This window comes from Alcanivorax sp. DP30 (assembly GCF_009882945.1).
Classification (GTDB): Bacteria; Pseudomonadota; Gammaproteobacteria; order Pseudomonadales; family Alcanivoracaceae; genus Alcanivorax.
Window position 1 is genome coordinate 437627 of record NZ_WTUY01000004.1, and the last position, 16926, is coordinate 454552.

Here is a 16926-nt window from a genome sequence, read left to right on the forward strand (position 1 = left end):
GAAAAGCACTATTCACGAAGGATATTAAACTGCTAGACAGAAAGAGCAGGCCATGCCTGCTCTTCTCCCATACTACTTACACGCCTCTGGTGTGCGGCATGCACACTCAGTCGGCACATGACAGGCGTGGCCCGCGCAACGCATGGCTTGGAACTGCGACTTGTCTGGATAATGACCAAAGTGGCGCTCATACAGCGCACAGGTCTTGTCAAACGCCGTCACAAGCTGTTGATAGTCCTCTTTGCCATAAATACCGAAGTAGGGGAAATGGTGCATAAAGTAGCCGAACACCGTCTCACAATCCTTGGCATAGGCCATGGTATCGAGGATATGCGCATGCCATACCTTGTCCACCAGCTTGTTCGGCACTAATTCAACAGAGGGGTACCATGCTTTCAGAGAAAGGAAGCGGCGGTATTCCTGCTCACCGAAGTCCCATTCTGCCTCAGCCATTTCAGGCTCCTCACCTGTCGTGTACTTATGCTTGAGACGCGAAAAATCCAGCCCGACAACCACTGGGTGAAGCTGATTAAGGACAGGCAATGCCAGTTTGGGGTCAAACATTGCAATTGCAGTCATGATGTTTCTCCTTTGGAAATGGGATTCATCTTCGTGCAATCGCGCTTTCAAGCGCTTGACGTGTCACCAGCTCGAATTGCCGTTGGCCATCATCTTCTTCCCAGCAGAGAAGACGGTACTTCCGGCCAATCCTGAAACGCCATACGCCCTTTAAGGCACGGACTTTGCGTGCCCCCAGCTCATAGGGATTCCGGCCTTGCTCAAACGCCTCCAGCAAACTCATAACAGCCTGACGGTAGCAGTCAGGAACCCCCATCAAACAGGGCAACTCATTAGTTTCACTGAACTTTGAAGTGTTCATTATCTGTCTCCATGTGATCAATGGAGACAGATTCGGTTTGTGCGCCGCACAAACAACACCCTTTTCAGATTTTCCCCAAAATCGTCCTTAACTCTTCATGCTCGGCACGTCTGGAGCGAGCCTGATCAAGCAAACGCTCAGCCACAGGGATCCGGACGATACTTTCTTTTATTAATTGCTCCAGCGAAGAGATACAGCGAAGCAAGTCCCCAGCGTGGAATAAATCTTCGGCCTGATCGTAGACTTCTCGATACTCAGACCACGGAATGCTCTGGTCATAATGTGCAGCAATGACGGAAAGGCCTTCCCCTTCGAACGGAGAGGGAAGATGATCCCTCAAAATATCAAAATCGTCATAAAGCAAATGCTCGATGATTTTCTCATGCTTTTCCGGAACCACACCAAGAACCGCGAACTCAAAGCCTCTCGCCTTTGATGATTCCCGTATGGCACTAACCGACTCATCAATCAGATTGGAAAAAATTCTTGATGAAAACCTGGATAATGCATGCTTGGCGGTAATGAACTGTCGTGACTTAACCCCGCTACCTAACAGGTAAATCAATACCAAGGCGTTGGAAACCGAAGCCTCGTAGCCAGCCTGAACATCCTTTCTGTTCGAGCCAACTCGTTCTCTCAGAACAAGACCCAGCCATTTCTTGAGCTCAGGATCGGACTTCTTTTCTTTCCTTGCTCTGAAAACACTATTGATCTCATTCCTGAGCGTTTCAGGGATATCTCGGCCAAGTTTATCCCTGGCAACAGAAGCCAATGATCGGTTCATGGCTCCCACCAACAAAGAAGCTTCAAGGCTTCGTTTACTGTTTCAACTTTCCTGTTCACCACGACATTTGCCGCTTTCAATGTGTCAAATATCTCACAGCGATAATCAGTATAGGCGCTCATTGCATAAAGGGTTTTCAGCGCACCAGAGCAGGACCCGGCATAGGCCGACTCCTTCAAGGATGTGGTAAACATGCCGCCCACATTGTTATCCAGTTCTACCAATTCGTAGCAACGCTCCCAGAGAGGCACGTCACCGCCGCCAATTTCTGCCGACTCACAAGGCAGAGAGGCCAACAGCAAGAAAAAAGCAGTTAGTTTATTCATTCCCCGCTCTCCTTCCCGAAAACCCCATATAAAGAACAAGCCAGAAGACCATGGAGGATACGAAATCCATATCATCAAACCAGTACCCGCCTACTTCCATATCAACAGAGCCATGAATTGACCCTACCAGCAAAGGATCACGAGCAACCCCCACCCACATAGCAGTAAGAAATAGAACAGTGGAAACCCAAAGTGCCTTCAGAACGCAAGCACTTACGTAGGAAAAATAGAAACCAAACTTCCTCGCACCAGAAAGCCTCTTGTCTCTTGAGGCCGACATCAACATAAAAATAATCACATAGAGAGAAAAACCCCACATCATAATCTCGGCAATACTGATCCCCATGACGCCTGATTCAAAAGCAAAATAGATTGTGGCCACGATGATGACCAAGAAAAGCAGCCAGACCAGGCAATGGATGGGGTAAGACCACCATGACACACCAAGCTGATAGTTCCTTGCTCGTTTGGCCGGGCTAAAAATTGCGCTGATCGACTTCCCTGACGCCAATTTTATTTCTTCGGCTACTGCCTCCTCCGACATGGCTCCCCCATCAACACTCACAACATTCCCCTTTCATTTTTTCTTGTTTTTCTATAATCCCGAATAAATAGAGCCTTAAATCGCCACCACATGCCCATGCCGCTTCAACCATTCCCGGCATTCCTCATAATCCGGCAGCACCCGGCCCACCTCTGCCCAAAACTGTGGCGAGTGATCATGGCGAATCAAATGACACAACTCATGAACCACCACGTAATCCACCATCCGGTTCTGTGCCATCATTATCTGCCAGTTGAATTGCAGCTCGCCTTTGGCGGTGCAACTTCCCCAGCGGGATTTGAAGGTTTTGATAGACACATCCGGCACAGCAACACCTACCTGCGGTGCCCAGCGGGCGACTTTTTCTTTTAGCTTCTTTTCGGCCTGACGCTTGTACCAGCGGATCAGGGCGTTGCGGATCATGTGGGGTTGTTCCGCGCCCTGGGGCACGGACACGACCAGGCGGCCCTGCACCAACTTCACCGGGGCGAAGGGGCCTTTTTTCACTTTCAGGCGGTAGTTGCGACCGAGGTAAGAGAAGGATTCGCCGGAAACGTAGCGCTTGTTGCCGGGCGGGGTCATGTCCTGGTGGAGGGTGATCTTTTCCTTGATCCAGCGGCGCTTGGACGCCAGAAGCTCGTCGATGCGCTCCAGTGAAGTGTCTACCGGCACCACCACCGACACTGCCCCTTCCTCCACACGAATATCGGCAGACTTACGGCGACGTGTGCGGATCACTTCCGCGATGAAGCCATTGCCGTCGATAAATTCAGGGCGCGTCAAGTTATAGCTCTCTGATCCATTCCAGCGTTTCCGGGTGGCGCTGAATCAGGCGCATCAGGGTAGCTGAGCCCTGGTCCGGCTTGCCACGGTCCTGCTCCCAGCGCTCCAGAGTGCGCACACTCATGCGCAGCATGTTGGCGAAGATCGGACGGGAGACTTTCAGGCTTTCCCGTAGCGAACGGATTTCGGCAGCGGTGATCTCCACCGGGTCTTTCAATTCCAGCTCGGTGGTTTGCAGGGTTTGCTTGCCCTGCCGTGCGTCCTGCAACGCCTCAAAGCCTTCGGTCAGTTCACCGAAGATATCGCGTTTGTTGTCAGCCTTCTTTGCCATGGCGTCTCGCCTCCACCTCACGCGCCAGCAGCGCCTTGAGGGCTTTCTTCTGGTCGGCGGTTAAATCGGTTGCCTCATCCTTGCCATACAGGGTGAACAACCAGAACTGGGCGCCACCGGCGTACCAGTAATAGATGATCCGCACCCCGCCACGTTTGCCCTTGTTGCGCTTCTTGTCTACCCAGCGCACCTTGCGCAGCCCGCCGGTGCCCTGAATTACATCGCCCATATTGGGCGATTCCAGCAACATGGCCTGGAGCAGCCGGTATTCCTCGTCTTTCAGGTAGTCCGCCCGGTGGCGGCTGAAGGGCGGCAGCTCGACAAACAGCGCCTTCATGAGGTGCTCGAACCCAAGTATACGCGATTCGCGTATAGCGGCAAGTCATCGACTGTCAGCAACAGTCCATCAGCATACAAAGCCATCCTTGGCTCCTTGTATTTCAATTAGTTATATCCGAATTCTCTCCGTAGGAGCGTCGCTGGCGGCGCGATTCCAGTGTTGCTGATCGCGCCGCCAGCGACGCTCCTACGGCAGAGGCTTGGCCATCACCGAAACTTCGTCTTCGCCAGATCCATAAACCGCTCCTGCACCACATTTACTATCGCCTTGTCACCAAAACTGCAGTCCAGGATCGCCCGCTTGATGGCTTTCTTCATGCGTTTGATCTCTTCGCCTTTCTTGAAGAAATCCACGATCTGGGTGGCTTCGTCGAACATCTCCACCAGCGCCTGGGTGGTGGTCTTGATCTCATCCTCGACGCTTTCGCTCACCACCTCGTCTCCACTGTGCCGAGCCACTTCGGCCATGAGGATGTTATAGAAGGCCAACTCAGTCTCGGTCAGCCCCAAGTCTTCGGCGGCCTGTTTGTGGTCGCTTTCCAGGGAGCCAACCATATCCAGCAACAGCTCCAGCTGCTGCTCCCACTTGCCGTTGGTCTTCTCGATGATGTCACGCAGGCGCAGGCTCAGGGACTTGTAGTATTCCGGGTCATCATCCAGCTTCACGGTGATGTGATGCTTGATGGCGCTCTCGATCTCGGAAGCACGGGATTCCGGGGATTTGATCTGCTCAACGGATTCGCGGAAGTTGGCGGCCATCAAGTCCACCGGCGGGATCTTCGGATCAACGCCGGTGCTGATGATGTGCTCATCCACCAGTTGCCGTACCTTCTCGCCGGCATCGGCGATATTCAGGCCCGGGTCGCGGTAGCGGTTGCGGGCGGCGTTCTGCACCTTGCCCCACAGCTTCAGGTCAGGAATAAACGGCTTGGCCGCCGGGTCGGGCAGCACCACGTCCATCTGCCGGGCGAAGCGCTTGTAAGCCAGCTCGAACTGTTGGCGGATGTCTTCGTCCTTGAGGAACAGGACATAGTCATCAACATCCGAGCCTTTCAAACCACTGAACACCTGCGCCACCCGCGTATGGGTCGCCTTCAGCTTGGGGATCTCGTCCTTGAGGGTGACATAGGTGCCTTCCACGTCATCACTGCTGAACTGCTCCAGCGCCTCGGTGAGGCAATCAGAGAGGCCGTAGTAATCCACCACAAAGCCCGCCTGCTTCCCCTTGTAGGTTCTGTTCACCCGCGCAATGGCCTGCATCAGGGTGTGATCCTTCAGGCTGCGGTCAATGTACATCACCTGGGCAATGGGGGCATCGAAGCCGGTGAGCAGCATGTCCTTCACGATCAGGAAGGCCAGCGGGTTCTCGTTCAGGGGCTTCTTGAAGGCCTCAATGGCCTGCTTCTGTTGGGTCTTGTCGGTGTACTGGGCGATATAGCCCGGATCATTGTGGCTGCCACTGATAATCACCTCAGACAGTGGCGCGCCCAGCTCATCCAGGGTCTTCTTGTACACCGTAGCCGCATGGCGACTGCCCACCACGATCATGGCCTTGAAGCCGTTGGGTTGGATATGCTCCCGGTAGTGCTTGAGCAGATCCAGGCACACCCAGCGAATCCGCGCCGGGGCTTCGCGCACCGCCCGCTCTACCCCGTACTTCTTCTTGATCTCGCGCTTCTCGTCGTCGCTCTTGTCCTTGAAGTACTCGTCGAACAACTTGTCCAGGGATTCGCCCACCACCTGAGTCTGGGCCTGTCGGCCTTCGTAGATGATGCGCACCGTGGCGCCGTCTTCCACCGCCTCATTGATCTTGTACTGGTCAATGTAGCCGCCAAAAGCCTGATCCATCTTCTGGGTCTTCAGCAGCGGGGTGCCGGTGAAGCCGATCTTGGGGGCATTGGGCAGGGCCGCGTTGATGGTGGCGGCCAGGCCGCCGAACTGGGTGCGATGGGCCTCGTCAGCCAGCACGATGATCTTGTCGCTGGGGTTCAGGTCAGTAAAGTCGCCTTCCGCCTCCGCATCCTGAAACTTTTGCACCATGGCAGTGACAATGTCAGAGGCATCCTTGGTCAAAAGCTCCTTCAGCTTGGCCACCGAACTGGCGTTGTAGATGGTTTCGTTCTGGGCATCGCGGAAGGTGGCGGAGAGCTGGCTGTCCAGCTGGGTACGGTCGGTGACAAACACCAGCTTGTACTTCTGCAGTTCCGGGTCGCGGCGCATCTTCACCGCCAGCATGACCATGGTCAGCGACTTGCCCGAGCCCTGGGTGTGCCACACCACCCCGGATTTTTCCTTGCGGGTGGTGCCGTGCTTGAGGCGCTCAATCACCTTGTTCACCGCCCGGTACTGCTGGTAACGGGCCACCTTCTTGATCAGGCGACCTTCCACTGGTTCGAACAGGATGAAATTGCGAATCAGATCCAGGAAGGTGTCGTGGCTGAACATGCCCATGAGCAGGCGCTGCTGGGCGGTGATATCGCCCTGACTGGCTTCGCCTGCGCCGTTCCCTGCCGCCATGGCTTTCGCCTGTTCCAGATACGCCGTGGACGGCACATCTTCAACCTTGCTGGCGGCATTCCCGTCCGTCGCTACGCTCCCTGCCTCCAGCTTCGCCAGCAACCCACGGATATCCGCATCGGTATAGGGGTAAGCATCCTTCCAGTCACCGTAATGCTGGGCCATGGAACTGATGGTGCCGACCCGGGCCTGATCCCGGCAGGTGGACACCATCAACTGGTTATACCAGAACAGCTTCTGCGCCCCTTCGTCATCTTCCGGGCGGCGCAGGTTGGCGTAGCGGCGTAGCTGGTTGATGCCCTCGCCAATGGCATCGGCCACATAGGGGGATTTGCACTCGATCACCGCCAGCGGCAGGCCATTCACGAAACAGACAATGTCGGGAATGATGTTCTGGGTCGCGCCTTCTACCTTGAACTGGCTGGTGCAGAGAAAGTCGTTATTGGCCGGGTTGTCGAAATCCACCACGGTGACGGTCTGGCCCTTGCGGCCCGCGCCCAGATCCTGCTCCACCGAAAGCGCGTGATCGCCAGTGCAGCAGAGCATTTCCCACAGGGCCTGATTGTATTCAATCAGGCCAGCGAAATTGGGGTGGGTAAACTCCCGTAGCACCTTGCGCAGGTTTTCCTCGCTGATCCACGGGTTCAAGCGGCGCAGGGCGGCTTCCAGCCGTTTTACCAGCACCACATCGCGGTAATAGCTGCGCTCATCCCCCGACTGCCCCGGTGCCAACTCGGCACCGGGCACAAAGGCCCAGCCTTGCTGCTTTAGCTGCGCAATAGCAGGAATTTCGACTTTTTCGGCTTCGTCCTGAAACATAACGGGCAGTCACGCCGATCAGGCGACTGCGTTCTCCTTGTTATCGACGTTGACTCTGACCTTGCCGGTGAGCAGGTCTTGCATTAGGGCCTTCTTAAGTGCCTCACGGCCTGAAAGCTGAGCATTTTTCTTGGCAATATCATCATCTATAGCTCTTAAAATACTCGCGATACGCCGCTGCTCCTCTACAGGAGGAATTGCAAAACCAATGAACTTAAAATGCTCGAAATATAGTCTGAGCCTGTCACTGGTAAGTCCTTGTGAATACCGTCTAAGCATCTGTATTGCTGAAGGCATTTTCAGCATGTAACCAAGAAAATCAGAATCAATATCCTTAGAGGGGTAGCAAACCACATAGGCTGGACTGACCAGACAATCCGTGGGCGCAATACCTGAAGCACCTTGCCACATCCGCATCATGTTATAGGCTAGATCACCTTTTCGAACCAAACGGTTGTCACTAGACTCCAGCTCAGAAGCAACACGCCTTTCCACTGTACTTCTAGGAACCATTCCCCCATCCATAAGAACGGAATAGATTGGCAGACCATCCTCACCCTTCTGCTTTCGCTCCGATAAAAGCTCACCTATTCGGAGCACCCTCCACCCCTCCGGAATCCGCCCCACCGGCGAATCCTTGAACGCGGCATGCCCAATGCCTTTGGCCAACAGCTCCTGCATCATGCCGGTTTTCAGGTCTTTCAGCTTGTCGATCTGTGCGCGTGTTTTTTCGATCACGTCATCGACGGAGGACAGGATGGCTGCGATTTTTTGTTGTTCGGGGAAAGGGGGAACCAGCGCAGGAATATCTTTCATTTGCGACTGATTAACAGATGGCAGTGCGCCACCTTGAACAATTTCCCCTAAGTCAACATCCTGAAGAACGTAATACAGAAAGTTATCGTCATCAGAATTCGGAATGGCTGCCATCATATTGTTATCAATAGCTGTTTGCCGCGTGAGTATTCTCCTCCGATTAAGCAGTAGGGCCGCTCCAACTTTGGCAAAAACCACTGACTTCGATGGAAAAAGTTTAACCTTGGCTTCTGAGCGAATTTCTTCATTTATCCAGTTTGATGCCTTGATTATAAAACGCTCATTCCCTTCCAAATTCATGTCACTTACTTTTATGAAAGGATATTGCCCGCTCCTAACTCCTTGATACTTATCTTTAAAGGCGTTCCCACCAGAAAACGTACATAAATCACCCAAACTAACGGCACTCCAACCTTCCGGAACTGTACTACTCATACCCCAGCTCCTGCAGATAGCCCTTCATCACGCTTTCCGCTTCCGCCACCTGGGCATCGAGCTCACTGAGAGACACCCGATACTTGTCCCACCAGCGCTCCAGCTGGCTAATGACCTTGGCATCAACCTCACCCACGGTATCCCGGATGGCTTCTTTGCTGTCGATCTCCGGCTTGAAGTCGTAATAGTCTCCATTCGCTGAGGGCTCTCCTTCGTCCCGCTTCACAAACACCGCAGACACATCGAAGTCTTCCAGAATCTCTTCGCGGATATACTCGCTTTCCACTTCCCGCACCGGGATGCCGCCGTGGAGAATGGCGCGCACGTCGAAGATTTCCGGGGGCGGGCTGGTGTCGGCGTAGCGGCGGATGTTGAGGTTGAAATCGTTTTCCTCGATCTCCGCCAGCGCTACCACTTTGGAATAGCGCTTGATCTCCTCGAAGTGCTCGAAGGTGTGGACGATCTTGTCGATATCCTGCTGGCGCAGCTTGTTCTGGTTCTTGCCCTCTTCGTATTCCAGCTCGCTGTTGATAAACAGCACCTTGCCCTTCCGCTCTGCGGGCTTGGCCTTGTTGATGATCAGCAGGCAGGCGGGGATGCCGGTGCCATAGAACAGGGCGGCGGGCAGGCCGATGACGGCTTCCAGCAGGTCGTCGTTGAGGATGCCCTGGCGGATCGCCTTTTCACTGGAGCCCCGGAACAGCACGCCGTGGGGCATGACCACGCCCATCATGCCTTCGGCATTGAGGCTGGCGATCATGTGCTGGACGAAGGCCAGGTCGCCGGCGTCCTTGGGTGGAGTGCCGTAGGGGAAGCGGCCATAGGCATCGCTGTCGGCCTCTTCCTTGCCCCACTTCTTCAGGCTGAAGGGGGGATTGGCGATCACCCGGTCGAAGGTCATCAGCGCGCCGGCTTCGGTGTGCTGCGGCTCGCGCAGGGTGTCGCCCTTCTTGATGTCGGCGCTGTAGACCCCGTGCAGGAACATGTTCATCTTGCAGATGGCCCAGGTGTTCAGGTTCATCTCCTGCCCGTAGAGCGACAGGTTGGACGGGTTTTCGCCGTGGGTGGCCAGGTAGTTGCGGGTTTGCACCAGCATACCGCCGGAACCGGCGGTGGGATCGTAGATGCGCATGCCGGCGTGGGGCTTGAGCAGGGACACCAGCAACTGCACCACTTCCGAAGGGGTATAGAACTCGCCGCCCTTCTTGCCGGCGCTGTCGGCAAACTTCTTTATCAGGTATTCGTAGGCGGTGCCGAGCAAATCGGTGCGCTCGAAGTCTTCGTTTCTAAGCCGATACCGACCGAAGTGACTGAGCAGATCCTGCAGCTTTTTATCAGTTATCTTGTTTTTGATGTTGAAATCGATAGCAACCAACACGCCTTCAAGCGTGGGATTATATTCTTCAATGGCCTCGGTGGCCTTGTTGAGCTCTGCACCGATGTCGTGTTTCAGGTCTTTGATAGATCCCCAACGTGCCTGCGGAGGAATGTAGAATGTCTTGTCGTACTCATCCTCGTCGTCGGCCAATGCTTCGGCCTGCAACTGGGTCTTGCCCTTGCCCAGGTAATACTCGACAACCTTCTCCTGGGCCTCTTCAAACGCATCGGACAGGCGCTTGAGGAACAACATACCAAAGATGTAGGTCTTGTATTCGTTTGAATCCACTGTGCCGTGAAGGATATCGCAGCTTTCCCAGAGGAAGGATTCGAGTTGTTGCAGGGTGAGCTTTTGGGTCATTAAGGCTTCTCGGTATGATCAGGTTCGCCCGCTGGGCAGTTTGGTGGCCAGCGTGGCCGGTTATTCTTCGTTGAAGTAGTCGCTGTCGATCTGCTTCACGGCGTAGGTTTCCTTGATCCCCACACCCAGGTTGTACTGTATCATCAGTTTGGCCAGTTCCTGGCCGTCGATGAGTACGATCTTCTTTTCGATCAGGCCCACATACTCGCGGGCATCAGCGCTGAATTTGGAGGTGGTGATAAACACCCCCTTGCGGGCCCGCTGCATGTCCAGCGCCCCGGCAAAAGCCTGTACCTCCGGACGACCCACGCCTTTTTCGGTATAGCGCTTGGCCTGCAGGTAGATCACGTCCAGACCCAGCGGGTCTTCCTTGATGATGCCGTCGATACCGCCATCGCTGGTGTAGCGGGTGGCTTGCCCGGCATCTTCCCGGGAGCCCCCGTAGCCCATGGCCAGCATCAGATCCACCACCAGTTTCTCGAAGAAGCCTGGGGTGGCGGCGGTAATGGTGTCCAGCAGCTCATCGGCCAGGGAATCCATGAGCGAGGCATGGGCCTGCTGCAGCTGTTCATCCGGTGTCTCGTTACTGGTCTCGGCCTCGGGCTGCTCGGTCTTGTCTTCGCTGGGGGTATGGGTGTGGAAATCCACGAACTCCTGATACTTCTTCAGGTAGCGCACGGTAATCCGCTCCGGGCACTCCTCCATGGCCTGCCGGCCCCGCTCGGTGATCTGAATCAGCCCCTTGCCCGGACTGGTGAGCAACCCGGCCTTCTTCATGTACGTGCGCGCCCAACCCACCCGGTTCTTTATATAGGTCTGCTTGCCGGAGGGAAGGCGCTGAGCGCGCTCATCCTCGGAGAGCTGAAAGTGCTGACACACGTCTTCCAGCACATCGGCCATGAGCTTCGGGCTGCCATCGTTGATGGAGACAAGCATGGGGCGCATGACGGATTGGAAATCGGGTACTGGCACGAGCTGTTCCTCTTGATTTATTTATTTCCAGAAATCGTTTCGGCTCAAATACTTTTTGGCCTGATTGATCAGCTGGGTAATGGCGGCCTGTTCATCCGGGGTGAGGCTGAACCAGTCTTCGGCGTGGCGGCGGGGGATGATCAGGAGGTGACCGGGTATTTCTCTTCGCGGACATAGGCCAGGGCGTTATGCAGCTCGATACCCCCGCCAGTGCGGCAGGCTCTGCACAAAATGGACAATCCGGCATCCCCATCCCCTTTTTCTGCCTTGGCATTCCGTGCCTGAAGGCTGTTCATTATTGTGTGTGAACCTTATCACAAGCCCCCCGGCCTGCCAGCCATATCTGACTTGATCTTCTTATATGGCTTACAGCCATTGTCTACGCACTCGCATGACAATCAGTTTTAGCCCTCCCCCCAAACTGTGACCGCCTCGTTAGCGAGTCTTTACTCACCGCTTTACGGTGGCGGAAGGCAATACCGCATGCCAAGGAAACCCACGGGGGCAACATGAAACGATCTCAACGCAAACGCGCCGGTTTGGCCGGTGCTCTGTGTGCCTGTCTGTTGTTATTGAGTGGCTGCGGCGGTTCATCCGGCTCGGATTCGCCGCCGCCAGCCAGCGCACCCACACCCGACAACAGCACCGGTGCGGAATGGAACACCAGCAACTGGAATGAGGGGGAATGGCAATGAAACGGTTACCAATGATACAGGCAGTGAATGGCGTGCTGGCGTTAGCGCTGGCGGGCTCGGCCGGGGCGACGGAGGTCACCGGGCTGACCACCTTTGTGCCTAACACACCGGCCAAGGCGGAAGAAGTGAACGGCAACTTCACTGCGGTGAAGTCGGCGGTGGACGATAACGATCAGCGCATTACCGATCTGGAAGCGAAGCTGCCGGATGGCGCGGTGTCGTTGTCGGCGTATGCTTTTTCGGAGTGGCGGGCCAATACCAACCCCAGCTCGGATTGTCAGATGAACCGCCTTGGGACCTACGCGTATTTTGATCTTTTCTGGGCGAAGTCGGTTGGCTGCCAGATGTCCGCGCCGCTTCATTTACCTCAAGGGGCAACCGTCAGTGGTCTGTCCTGCCTGGTAAATGACAACATCTACGGCACCACCGAGGACACCTTCTTTTCCAATGTATCCTTGCGACGCCTGGACCTGAGCACGGCGAATCTGGATGTGATTTACCGTATTTCTCAGAACTCTATTAACGTAGGCCTGCAGACCATCACAGGCGCGCCAAACACACCGGAGCCGAATGATCTGATCATCGACAATACCCAGTTTGCCTATACGTTGATGGTCAGTTCCGATTATGCGTCTGACGTGGATGCGGGTGATGTTCTGAAACTGCATGGCTGCAAGGTGGAGTACAGCTTGCCGTAACTGTTTCAGTGCAGGGGACTGAGTTTGCACCTTTTACCGAAAGATATTCCCCTCGCTGAGGCTCGGGTTCGCAGCTCACCAAGCGAAGCGCAGGAACGTCGAAGACGGCCCCGAAGGGGGTGAGCGCAGCGAATAACCGGTGCCTACAGCCATCGGTAAGGTCTATGTTTGATTCTTGGGTCTGGTGTTTAATGGGGGCTCTTTGACTGGGTCTGAAGAGTGCGATGCGAACTCCTGTGTGGACGGATGAGAATCAGGCGGTGCTGAATCGGCGGCGCGCGCTGTTTGGTGGACTGGGCATTGATGTGCGGCTGAACAAGCGCACCCAGGTGGTGAGAGTGCCCTGCCCCTGTTGCGGTTATCCGACGCTGGAGCGGCGGGATGCCTATGAGATCTGTCATTTGTGTATCTGGGAAGATGATGGTGAAGACGATGCCACTACCCATGACTGGGGTGGCGGGCCGAACGGGGTGTATTCTTTGACCGATGCACAGGCGAATTATTTGGCGTTCGGGACCATGTATCACCCTGACAACAACACCACCGTGACCGGCAATGATTCGGCGAAAATTACGGCGCTGAAACAGGAATTGATGGCGCTGTATGAGGCGTTGCCGGGTTTGGCAGAGGGCGAGATGGTGGCGCACTGGAAGGCGATTCTGGATCAGGAGCGGGGGTTAAGGAAGGCGGAGGAGAAGCGCTGGAAGGATTTGAATCGGTAAAAAAATAGTCGCGAGTGGCGAGTTTCGAAAATCAAAGATCGCCTGCAGGCATACCCTAAAGGGCACAGAGGGCTCCTACGGTTCCATCTGCTGTAGGAGTTCCTCTTGAGGGACGAAGGTTTTTTAATTTCGAGCCGGAAGGTTCGCCCCTCGAGAGGGGCTCCTACGGGAGACGGCGGATCAGAATTTTCTGTGGGAGCTTGCCTGCACGCGATAGAGCATTGCCAACCGCACCATCGTCTGCAGGCAGACTTCCCACAGGGGCAACACCAACCCTTGGCGCTAGCGCTTCACCGCCAGCACCGCGAAGGTGTCGCCCACATTGATCAGCGCCGGGTGGCGGCGGCCGATGAGCATGGCGTCGTAGGGGGCGCGGTATTCTTTTGGCGGTGCGCCGGTGCGATGCAGGTCGTAGATGCGGGCGATGACGTCGCCTTCCTTGATCCAGTCACCCAACGCCACAATAAATTCCAGAATCCCTTCATGTTCACTGACCCGGTAGGCATCGCCATCGGGAATTTCCAGCGCCTGTAATGGCAGCGTCTCCACATCACCAGGCAACACCCCTGAGTAACGCAGCACGTTGTCGATACCGCGCTCGGCGATGGCGATAGTCTCCGGGGTGGTGGTGCCACCGCCGCGCAGTTCAGTGCTGATGAATACCTTGCCCTGCCCCTCCACCGCGCTGTCGAACAGCACATCCCCTTCCAGCTCGGCCATGTACAGGGTGTACGGTGCGCCGAAGGCGGCGGCACCGGCCAGGCAGCGCGCTTCGAAATCCTTGTCGGCCATGCGGTGGGTGGCGGCAAAGGGCAGCAGGTCCAGAGTCTTGCCGCCGGAGTGGATATCCAGCACCACGTCGCTAAGGGGCACCAGATAACGGGTCAGATAGTCCGCCAGCTTTTCAGTGAGTGTGCCCGCCGGGTTACCGGGGAAGCTGCGGTTCAGGTTGCCGCCATCCAAAGGCGAAGTACGCGAGCCATTAAGCACCGCCGGGTGATTGAGCATGGGAATGATGATCACCCGGCCGCTGATCTGTTCCGGCGTTAGCCGGTTGGCCAGTTTCAATAATGCGGTAATGCCTTCGTATTCATCACCATGGTTGCCGCCGGTGAGCAGCACCGTCGGCCCCTCGCCATTGCGCACCACCGTGATCGGGGTCATCACATGACCCCAGGCGGAGCCATCATGGGAGTGGGGCAATTTGAGAAACCCGTGCTGAAGACCGTCTTCATTGAAATCCACGGTGGCGGAAACAGGACTGTGACGCATACAGGGAGCACCAACCGAATGAATGTGATTTGCGCCATATTGCGCCTTTCACTGTCTACTTTCACCGGCTTTCACGGTCACCAACCGCGCGGAAAATGTTTCCATACAGCAGATTGAGACAATAAATTTGATCTGTATCAAAACAAGGCAGAGCTGCGCCTCTACGCTGCACCCAATACATGGAGGAGAACGCATGCAAACCCAGACCAGGAACAACGCTTATACCAACAACAAGGCGCTTCACCAGACCGTCACCAAGGAGTCTCTCCAGAAACAGTTGGAGGTAATGACCCAGCGTGTGCTGGACCCGGAAATTGGGCTGTATGGCCCGGACTCCATGGCATGGAAGATCCACGGCAATATCTCGGTGATGTTTGGTGCCGGCGCCGCCAACCTGCTGCAGCTGGCCCACCCGTGGGTGGCCCAGGCCATTGATCAACATTCCCAGACCCAGACCGATCCCATGGGCCGGCTGCAACGCACCTTCCTGAATGTGCACTCCATGGTGTTTGGCAACCTGGACCAGGTGCTGGAATCTGCGGTGCGGGTGCACAACATCCACGCCAGGATTACCGGCCAGGTCTCCGAGTCCACCGGCCGCACCAGGAAGAAGTCCGAGTACTTCGCCAATCAGGTGGAAGCGCTGCTGTGGGTACATGCCACCCTGTGGATCATCGCCCTGCGTGTGCACGAGTTGTTTTATGGGGCACTGAGCCAGGCCGAGCGCGAGCAGTATTACGAGGAATCCAGGCTGTTCGCTTATCTGTTCGGCATCCCCGAAGACGCCATGCCGGAAAACTGGGACGCCTACGTGGCCTGGTTCAATGACGTGGTGGATTCCGATCTGTTGGCGGTGGGCAAGGTGGGTCGCGAGCTGGTGGATTATCTGTTCACCATGCGCAGCTGGCTGATTCCGTTCCTCAATCGCCACCGTATTCATACCTCTGTGCTGCTGCCGGAATCCCTGCGCGAGCCCTTTGGCATGCCGGCGATCACTCCGAGCGTGCAGAAGAAATTCGACTTCGATGTGCGCCTGATCCGCACCGCCATGAAGTTTGTCCCTGTGCATCTGCGCTGGATCCCGTCCCAGATAGAGGCCCGCCGTCGCATCAAGGGCAAGAAGGCTGATCTGATTACCCGCATGACCAACAAGGTGGTCTACGGCCGACCCCTGCCGGTGTCCTGATCTGACGAAGCGTTGCCGCCTGAAATGTTGTTATCTCGCCATCTTGAGCCCGCCTTTGGCGGGCTTTTTTAGGCACGCCCAGCAGGCAAAATCCGCTACCCACACAGTGGCCGCGGCGCCTGCTCGCCAAGAGGTCGGCAAAATCGCCTGCAGGCCGACGCCCACCGCGCCGCGTAAAGCCTGCGACATCTCCCGAAATGACTGTCCGCCAGCTTCCCCCTATAATGCGCCCTTTACCCGGGATCACAGGACTCTGCGCGTATGGCCGACAAAGGCACTCTTTATATCGTTTCCGCCCCGTCTGGCGCCGGCAAGACCAGCCTGGTAGCCGCGCTGGTGGACAAGCTGGCCCAGCTGCGTCCGTCCGTGTCCCACACCACCCGCCCGATTCGCCCCGGCGAAGAGGATGGGGTGAACTACCACTTCACCGACCGGGACACCTTTGTACGTCAGGTGGAGCAGGGCCGCTTCCTGGAGCATGCCGAGGTGTTCGGCAACCTGTATGGCACCAGTTCTGACTGGGTGAAGCAGACGCTCCACGGCGGCGAAGATGTGATTCTGGAAATTGACTGGCAGGGTGCCGCCCAGATCCGCAAGCAGATGCCGGAGTCCGTGAGCATTTTTATCCTGCCGCCCTCCATTGAAGTGCTGGCCGAGCGCCTGCGCGGCCGGGATACGGATGACGAAGACGTGATCCAGCGACGCCTGGACGGCGCCCAGGACGAGATGAGCCACTATGGCGAGTTCGATTTCCTGATCGTTAACGATGACTTCAACCGTGCCCTGTATGAGCTGGAGGCTATCGTCGAAGCCCGCCGGCTGGATACTCGCCGCCAAAGCGTGCGCCTGGAGCCGGTGCTGGAGAATCTGCTGGCAACACGCTAGGGGGGAACGGCTTGTCCGTGAGAATCCCCTTCCTTCTGTAGGAGTTCCTCTCGAGGGACGAAGGCTCATGTGGCTTAGAACCGAGAGGTTCGCCCCTCGAGAGGAGCTCCTACAGAATGGTGGTCAAAATATGCTGTGGGAGCCTGCCTGCAGGCAGGCTCCCACAGCCTCGCTGTCGCCCGGA

The 16926-nt window shown here is 56.1% G+C and carries 20 protein-coding genes; 5 read left to right on the top strand and 15 right to left on the bottom strand.

All coding sequences use genetic code 11. From position 1 onward, the window contains the following. Window positions 1–72: 72 nt before the first annotated feature. From GQF00_RS08325 to GQF00_RS08390, 14 genes are all read right to left on the bottom strand, one after another. On the bottom strand, window positions 73–579 hold the full coding sequence (locus GQF00_RS08325; protein ID WP_161318696.1) for a hypothetical protein: 507 nt from the start codon (window positions 577–579) through the stop codon (window positions 73–75). Between the two features lie 25 nt (window positions 580–604). Then, on the bottom strand, window positions 605–880 hold the full coding sequence (locus tag GQF00_RS08330) for a type II toxin-antitoxin system RelE/ParE family toxin (RefSeq protein WP_161318697.1): 276 nt from the start codon (window positions 878–880) through the stop codon (window positions 605–607). A 64-nt stretch (window positions 881–944) separates the two neighbouring features. After that, entirely contained in the window at window positions 945–1664 is a 720-nt protein-coding gene (locus GQF00_RS08335; protein WP_161318698.1) for a hypothetical protein, read from the bottom strand. After that, entirely contained in the window at window positions 1661–1990 is a 330-nt protein-coding gene (locus tag GQF00_RS08340; protein WP_161318699.1) for a hypothetical protein, read from the bottom strand. The genes GQF00_RS08335 and GQF00_RS08340 overlap by 4 nt, the downstream gene beginning before the upstream one ends. Continuing rightward, entirely contained in the window at window positions 1983–2555 is a 573-nt protein-coding gene (locus tag GQF00_RS08345; protein WP_161318700.1) for a hypothetical protein, read from the bottom strand. Before GQF00_RS08345 ends, GQF00_RS08340 begins: the two co-directional genes overlap by 8 nt. Before the next feature lie 54 nt (window positions 2556–2609). After that, window positions 2610–3317 (bottom strand): M48 family metallopeptidase, encoded by a 708-nt coding sequence (locus GQF00_RS08350; protein WP_161318701.1) that lies wholly within the window; start codon window positions 3315–3317, stop codon window positions 2610–2612. 1 nt (window position 3318) lies between these two features. Further along, complete coding sequence (locus tag GQF00_RS08355; RefSeq protein ID WP_161318702.1) at window positions 3319–3648, bottom strand: DNA-binding transcriptional regulator; 330 nt, start codon at window positions 3646–3648, stop codon at window positions 3319–3321. Further along, window positions 3632–3985 carry a toxin gene (locus tag GQF00_RS08360; RefSeq protein WP_161318703.1) on the bottom strand — a complete coding sequence of 118 codons (354 nt, stop codon included), beginning with the start codon at window positions 3983–3985 and terminating at the stop codon, window positions 3632–3634. Before GQF00_RS08360 ends, GQF00_RS08355 begins: the two co-directional genes overlap by 17 nt. Before the next feature lie 209 nt (window positions 3986–4194). Further along, the gene (locus GQF00_RS08365) at window positions 4195–7323 is read right to left on the bottom strand and encodes a type I restriction endonuclease subunit R (RefSeq protein ID WP_161318704.1); all 3129 of its coding nucleotides are present in this window, start codon (window positions 7321–7323) and stop codon (window positions 4195–4197) included. Between the two features lie 18 nt (window positions 7324–7341). Continuing rightward, on the bottom strand, window positions 7342–8574 hold the full coding sequence (locus GQF00_RS08370) for a restriction endonuclease subunit S (RefSeq protein ID WP_161318705.1): 1233 nt from the start codon (window positions 8572–8574) through the stop codon (window positions 7342–7344). Beyond that, on the bottom strand, window positions 8567–10312 hold the full coding sequence (locus tag GQF00_RS08375; protein WP_161318706.1) for a type I restriction-modification system subunit M: 1746 nt from the start codon (window positions 10310–10312) through the stop codon (window positions 8567–8569). The genes GQF00_RS08370 and GQF00_RS08375 overlap by 8 nt, the downstream gene beginning before the upstream one ends. Before the next feature lie 60 nt (window positions 10313–10372). Next, entirely contained in the window at window positions 10373–11284 is a 912-nt protein-coding gene (locus GQF00_RS08380) for a restriction endonuclease (protein WP_370519472.1), read from the bottom strand. A gap of 21 nt (window positions 11285–11305) precedes the next feature. After that, the gene (locus tag GQF00_RS16825; RefSeq protein WP_161319202.1) at window positions 11306–11443 is read right to left on the bottom strand and encodes an HIT domain-containing protein; all 138 of its coding nucleotides are present in this window, start codon (window positions 11441–11443) and stop codon (window positions 11306–11308) included. Then, window positions 11425–11580, bottom strand: a complete 156-nt coding sequence (locus GQF00_RS08390; protein ID WP_161318707.1) for a hypothetical protein — start codon at window positions 11578–11580, stop codon at window positions 11425–11427. Before GQF00_RS08390 ends, GQF00_RS16825 begins: the two co-directional genes overlap by 19 nt. A gap of 213 nt (window positions 11581–11793) precedes the next feature. Here GQF00_RS08390 and GQF00_RS08395 point away from each other — a divergent pair, with 213 nt between their 5' ends. The 3 genes from GQF00_RS08395 (at window position 11794) to GQF00_RS08405 (ending at window position 13399) form a co-directional block, all read left to right on the top strand. After that, window positions 11794–11979 (top strand): hypothetical protein, encoded by a 186-nt coding sequence (locus GQF00_RS08395; protein ID WP_161318708.1) that lies wholly within the window; start codon window positions 11794–11796, stop codon window positions 11977–11979. Continuing rightward, the gene (locus tag GQF00_RS08400; RefSeq protein WP_161318709.1) at window positions 11976–12677 is read left to right on the top strand and encodes a hypothetical protein; all 702 of its coding nucleotides are present in this window, start codon (window positions 11976–11978) and stop codon (window positions 12675–12677) included. Before GQF00_RS08395 ends, GQF00_RS08400 begins: the two co-directional genes overlap by 4 nt. Before the next feature lie 224 nt (window positions 12678–12901). Continuing rightward, complete coding sequence (locus GQF00_RS08405; RefSeq protein WP_202560433.1) at window positions 12902–13399, top strand: CPCC family cysteine-rich protein; 498 nt, start codon at window positions 12902–12904, stop codon at window positions 13397–13399. Between the two features lie 282 nt (window positions 13400–13681). Here the strand turns inward: GQF00_RS08405 and doeB are convergent, their stop codons facing one another. Then, on the bottom strand, window positions 13682–14671 hold the full coding sequence (gene doeB / locus GQF00_RS08410; protein ID WP_161318710.1) for a N(2)-acetyl-L-2,4-diaminobutanoate deacetylase DoeB: 990 nt from the start codon (window positions 14669–14671) through the stop codon (window positions 13682–13684). A 193-nt stretch (window positions 14672–14864) separates the two neighbouring features. Between doeB and GQF00_RS08415 the strand changes: the two genes are divergently transcribed. Further along, window positions 14865–15857 carry an oxygenase MpaB family protein gene (locus GQF00_RS08415; protein ID WP_161318711.1) on the top strand — a complete coding sequence of 331 codons (993 nt, stop codon included), beginning with the start codon at window positions 14865–14867 and terminating at the stop codon, window positions 15855–15857. A 261-nt stretch (window positions 15858–16118) separates the two neighbouring features. After that, a complete protein-coding gene (gene gmk, locus GQF00_RS08420) occupies window positions 16119–16742 on the top strand; it encodes a guanylate kinase (RefSeq protein WP_161318712.1) in 624 nt (207 codons plus the stop codon). Window positions 16743–16926 lie beyond the last annotated feature (184 nt).

Coding starts and splice junctions, on each gene's coding strand:
- GQF00_RS08325 (WP_161318696.1), bottom strand. CDS start 579: ATGACTGCAATTGCAATGTTTGACCCCAAACTGGCATTGCCTGTCCTT.
- GQF00_RS08330 (WP_161318697.1), bottom strand. CDS start 880: ATGAACACTTCAAAGTTCAGTGAAACTAATGAGTTGCCCTGTTTGATG.
- GQF00_RS08335 (WP_161318698.1), bottom strand. CDS start 1,664: ATGAACCGATCATTGGCTTCTGTTGCCAGGGATAAACTTGGCCGAGAT.
- GQF00_RS08340 (WP_161318699.1), bottom strand. CDS start 1,990: ATGAATAAACTAACTGCTTTTTTCTTGCTGTTGGCCTCTCTGCCTTGT.
- GQF00_RS08355 (WP_161318702.1), bottom strand. CDS start 3,648: ATGGCAAAGAAGGCTGACAACAAACGCGATATCTTCGGTGAACTGACC.
- GQF00_RS08360 (WP_161318703.1), bottom strand. CDS start 3,985: ATGAAGGCGCTGTTTGTCGAGCTGCCGCCCTTCAGCCGCCACCGGGCG.
- GQF00_RS08365 (WP_161318704.1), bottom strand. CDS start 7,323: ATGTTTCAGGACGAAGCCGAAAAAGTCGAAATTCCTGCTATTGCGCAG.
- GQF00_RS08370 (WP_161318705.1), bottom strand. CDS start 8,574: ATGAGTAGTACAGTTCCGGAAGGTTGGAGTGCCGTTAGTTTGGGTGAT.
- GQF00_RS08375 (WP_161318706.1), bottom strand. CDS start 10,312: ATGACCCAAAAGCTCACCCTGCAACAACTCGAATCCTTCCTCTGGGAA.
- GQF00_RS08390 (WP_161318707.1), bottom strand. CDS start 11,580: ATGAACAGCCTTCAGGCACGGAATGCCAAGGCAGAAAAAGGGGATGGG.
- GQF00_RS08395 (WP_161318708.1), top strand. CDS start 11,794: ATGAAACGATCTCAACGCAAACGCGCCGGTTTGGCCGGTGCTCTGTGT.
- GQF00_RS08400 (WP_161318709.1), top strand. CDS start 11,976: ATGAAACGGTTACCAATGATACAGGCAGTGAATGGCGTGCTGGCGTTA.
- GQF00_RS08405 (WP_202560433.1), top strand. CDS start 12,902: ATGCGAACTCCTGTGTGGACGGATGAGAATCAGGCGGTGCTGAATCGG.
- doeB (WP_161318710.1), bottom strand. CDS start 14,671: ATGCGTCACAGTCCTGTTTCCGCCACCGTGGATTTCAATGAAGACGGT.
- GQF00_RS08415 (WP_161318711.1), top strand. CDS start 14,865: ATGCAAACCCAGACCAGGAACAACGCTTATACCAACAACAAGGCGCTT.
- gmk (WP_161318712.1), top strand. CDS start 16,119: ATGGCCGACAAAGGCACTCTTTATATCGTTTCCGCCCCGTCTGGCGCC.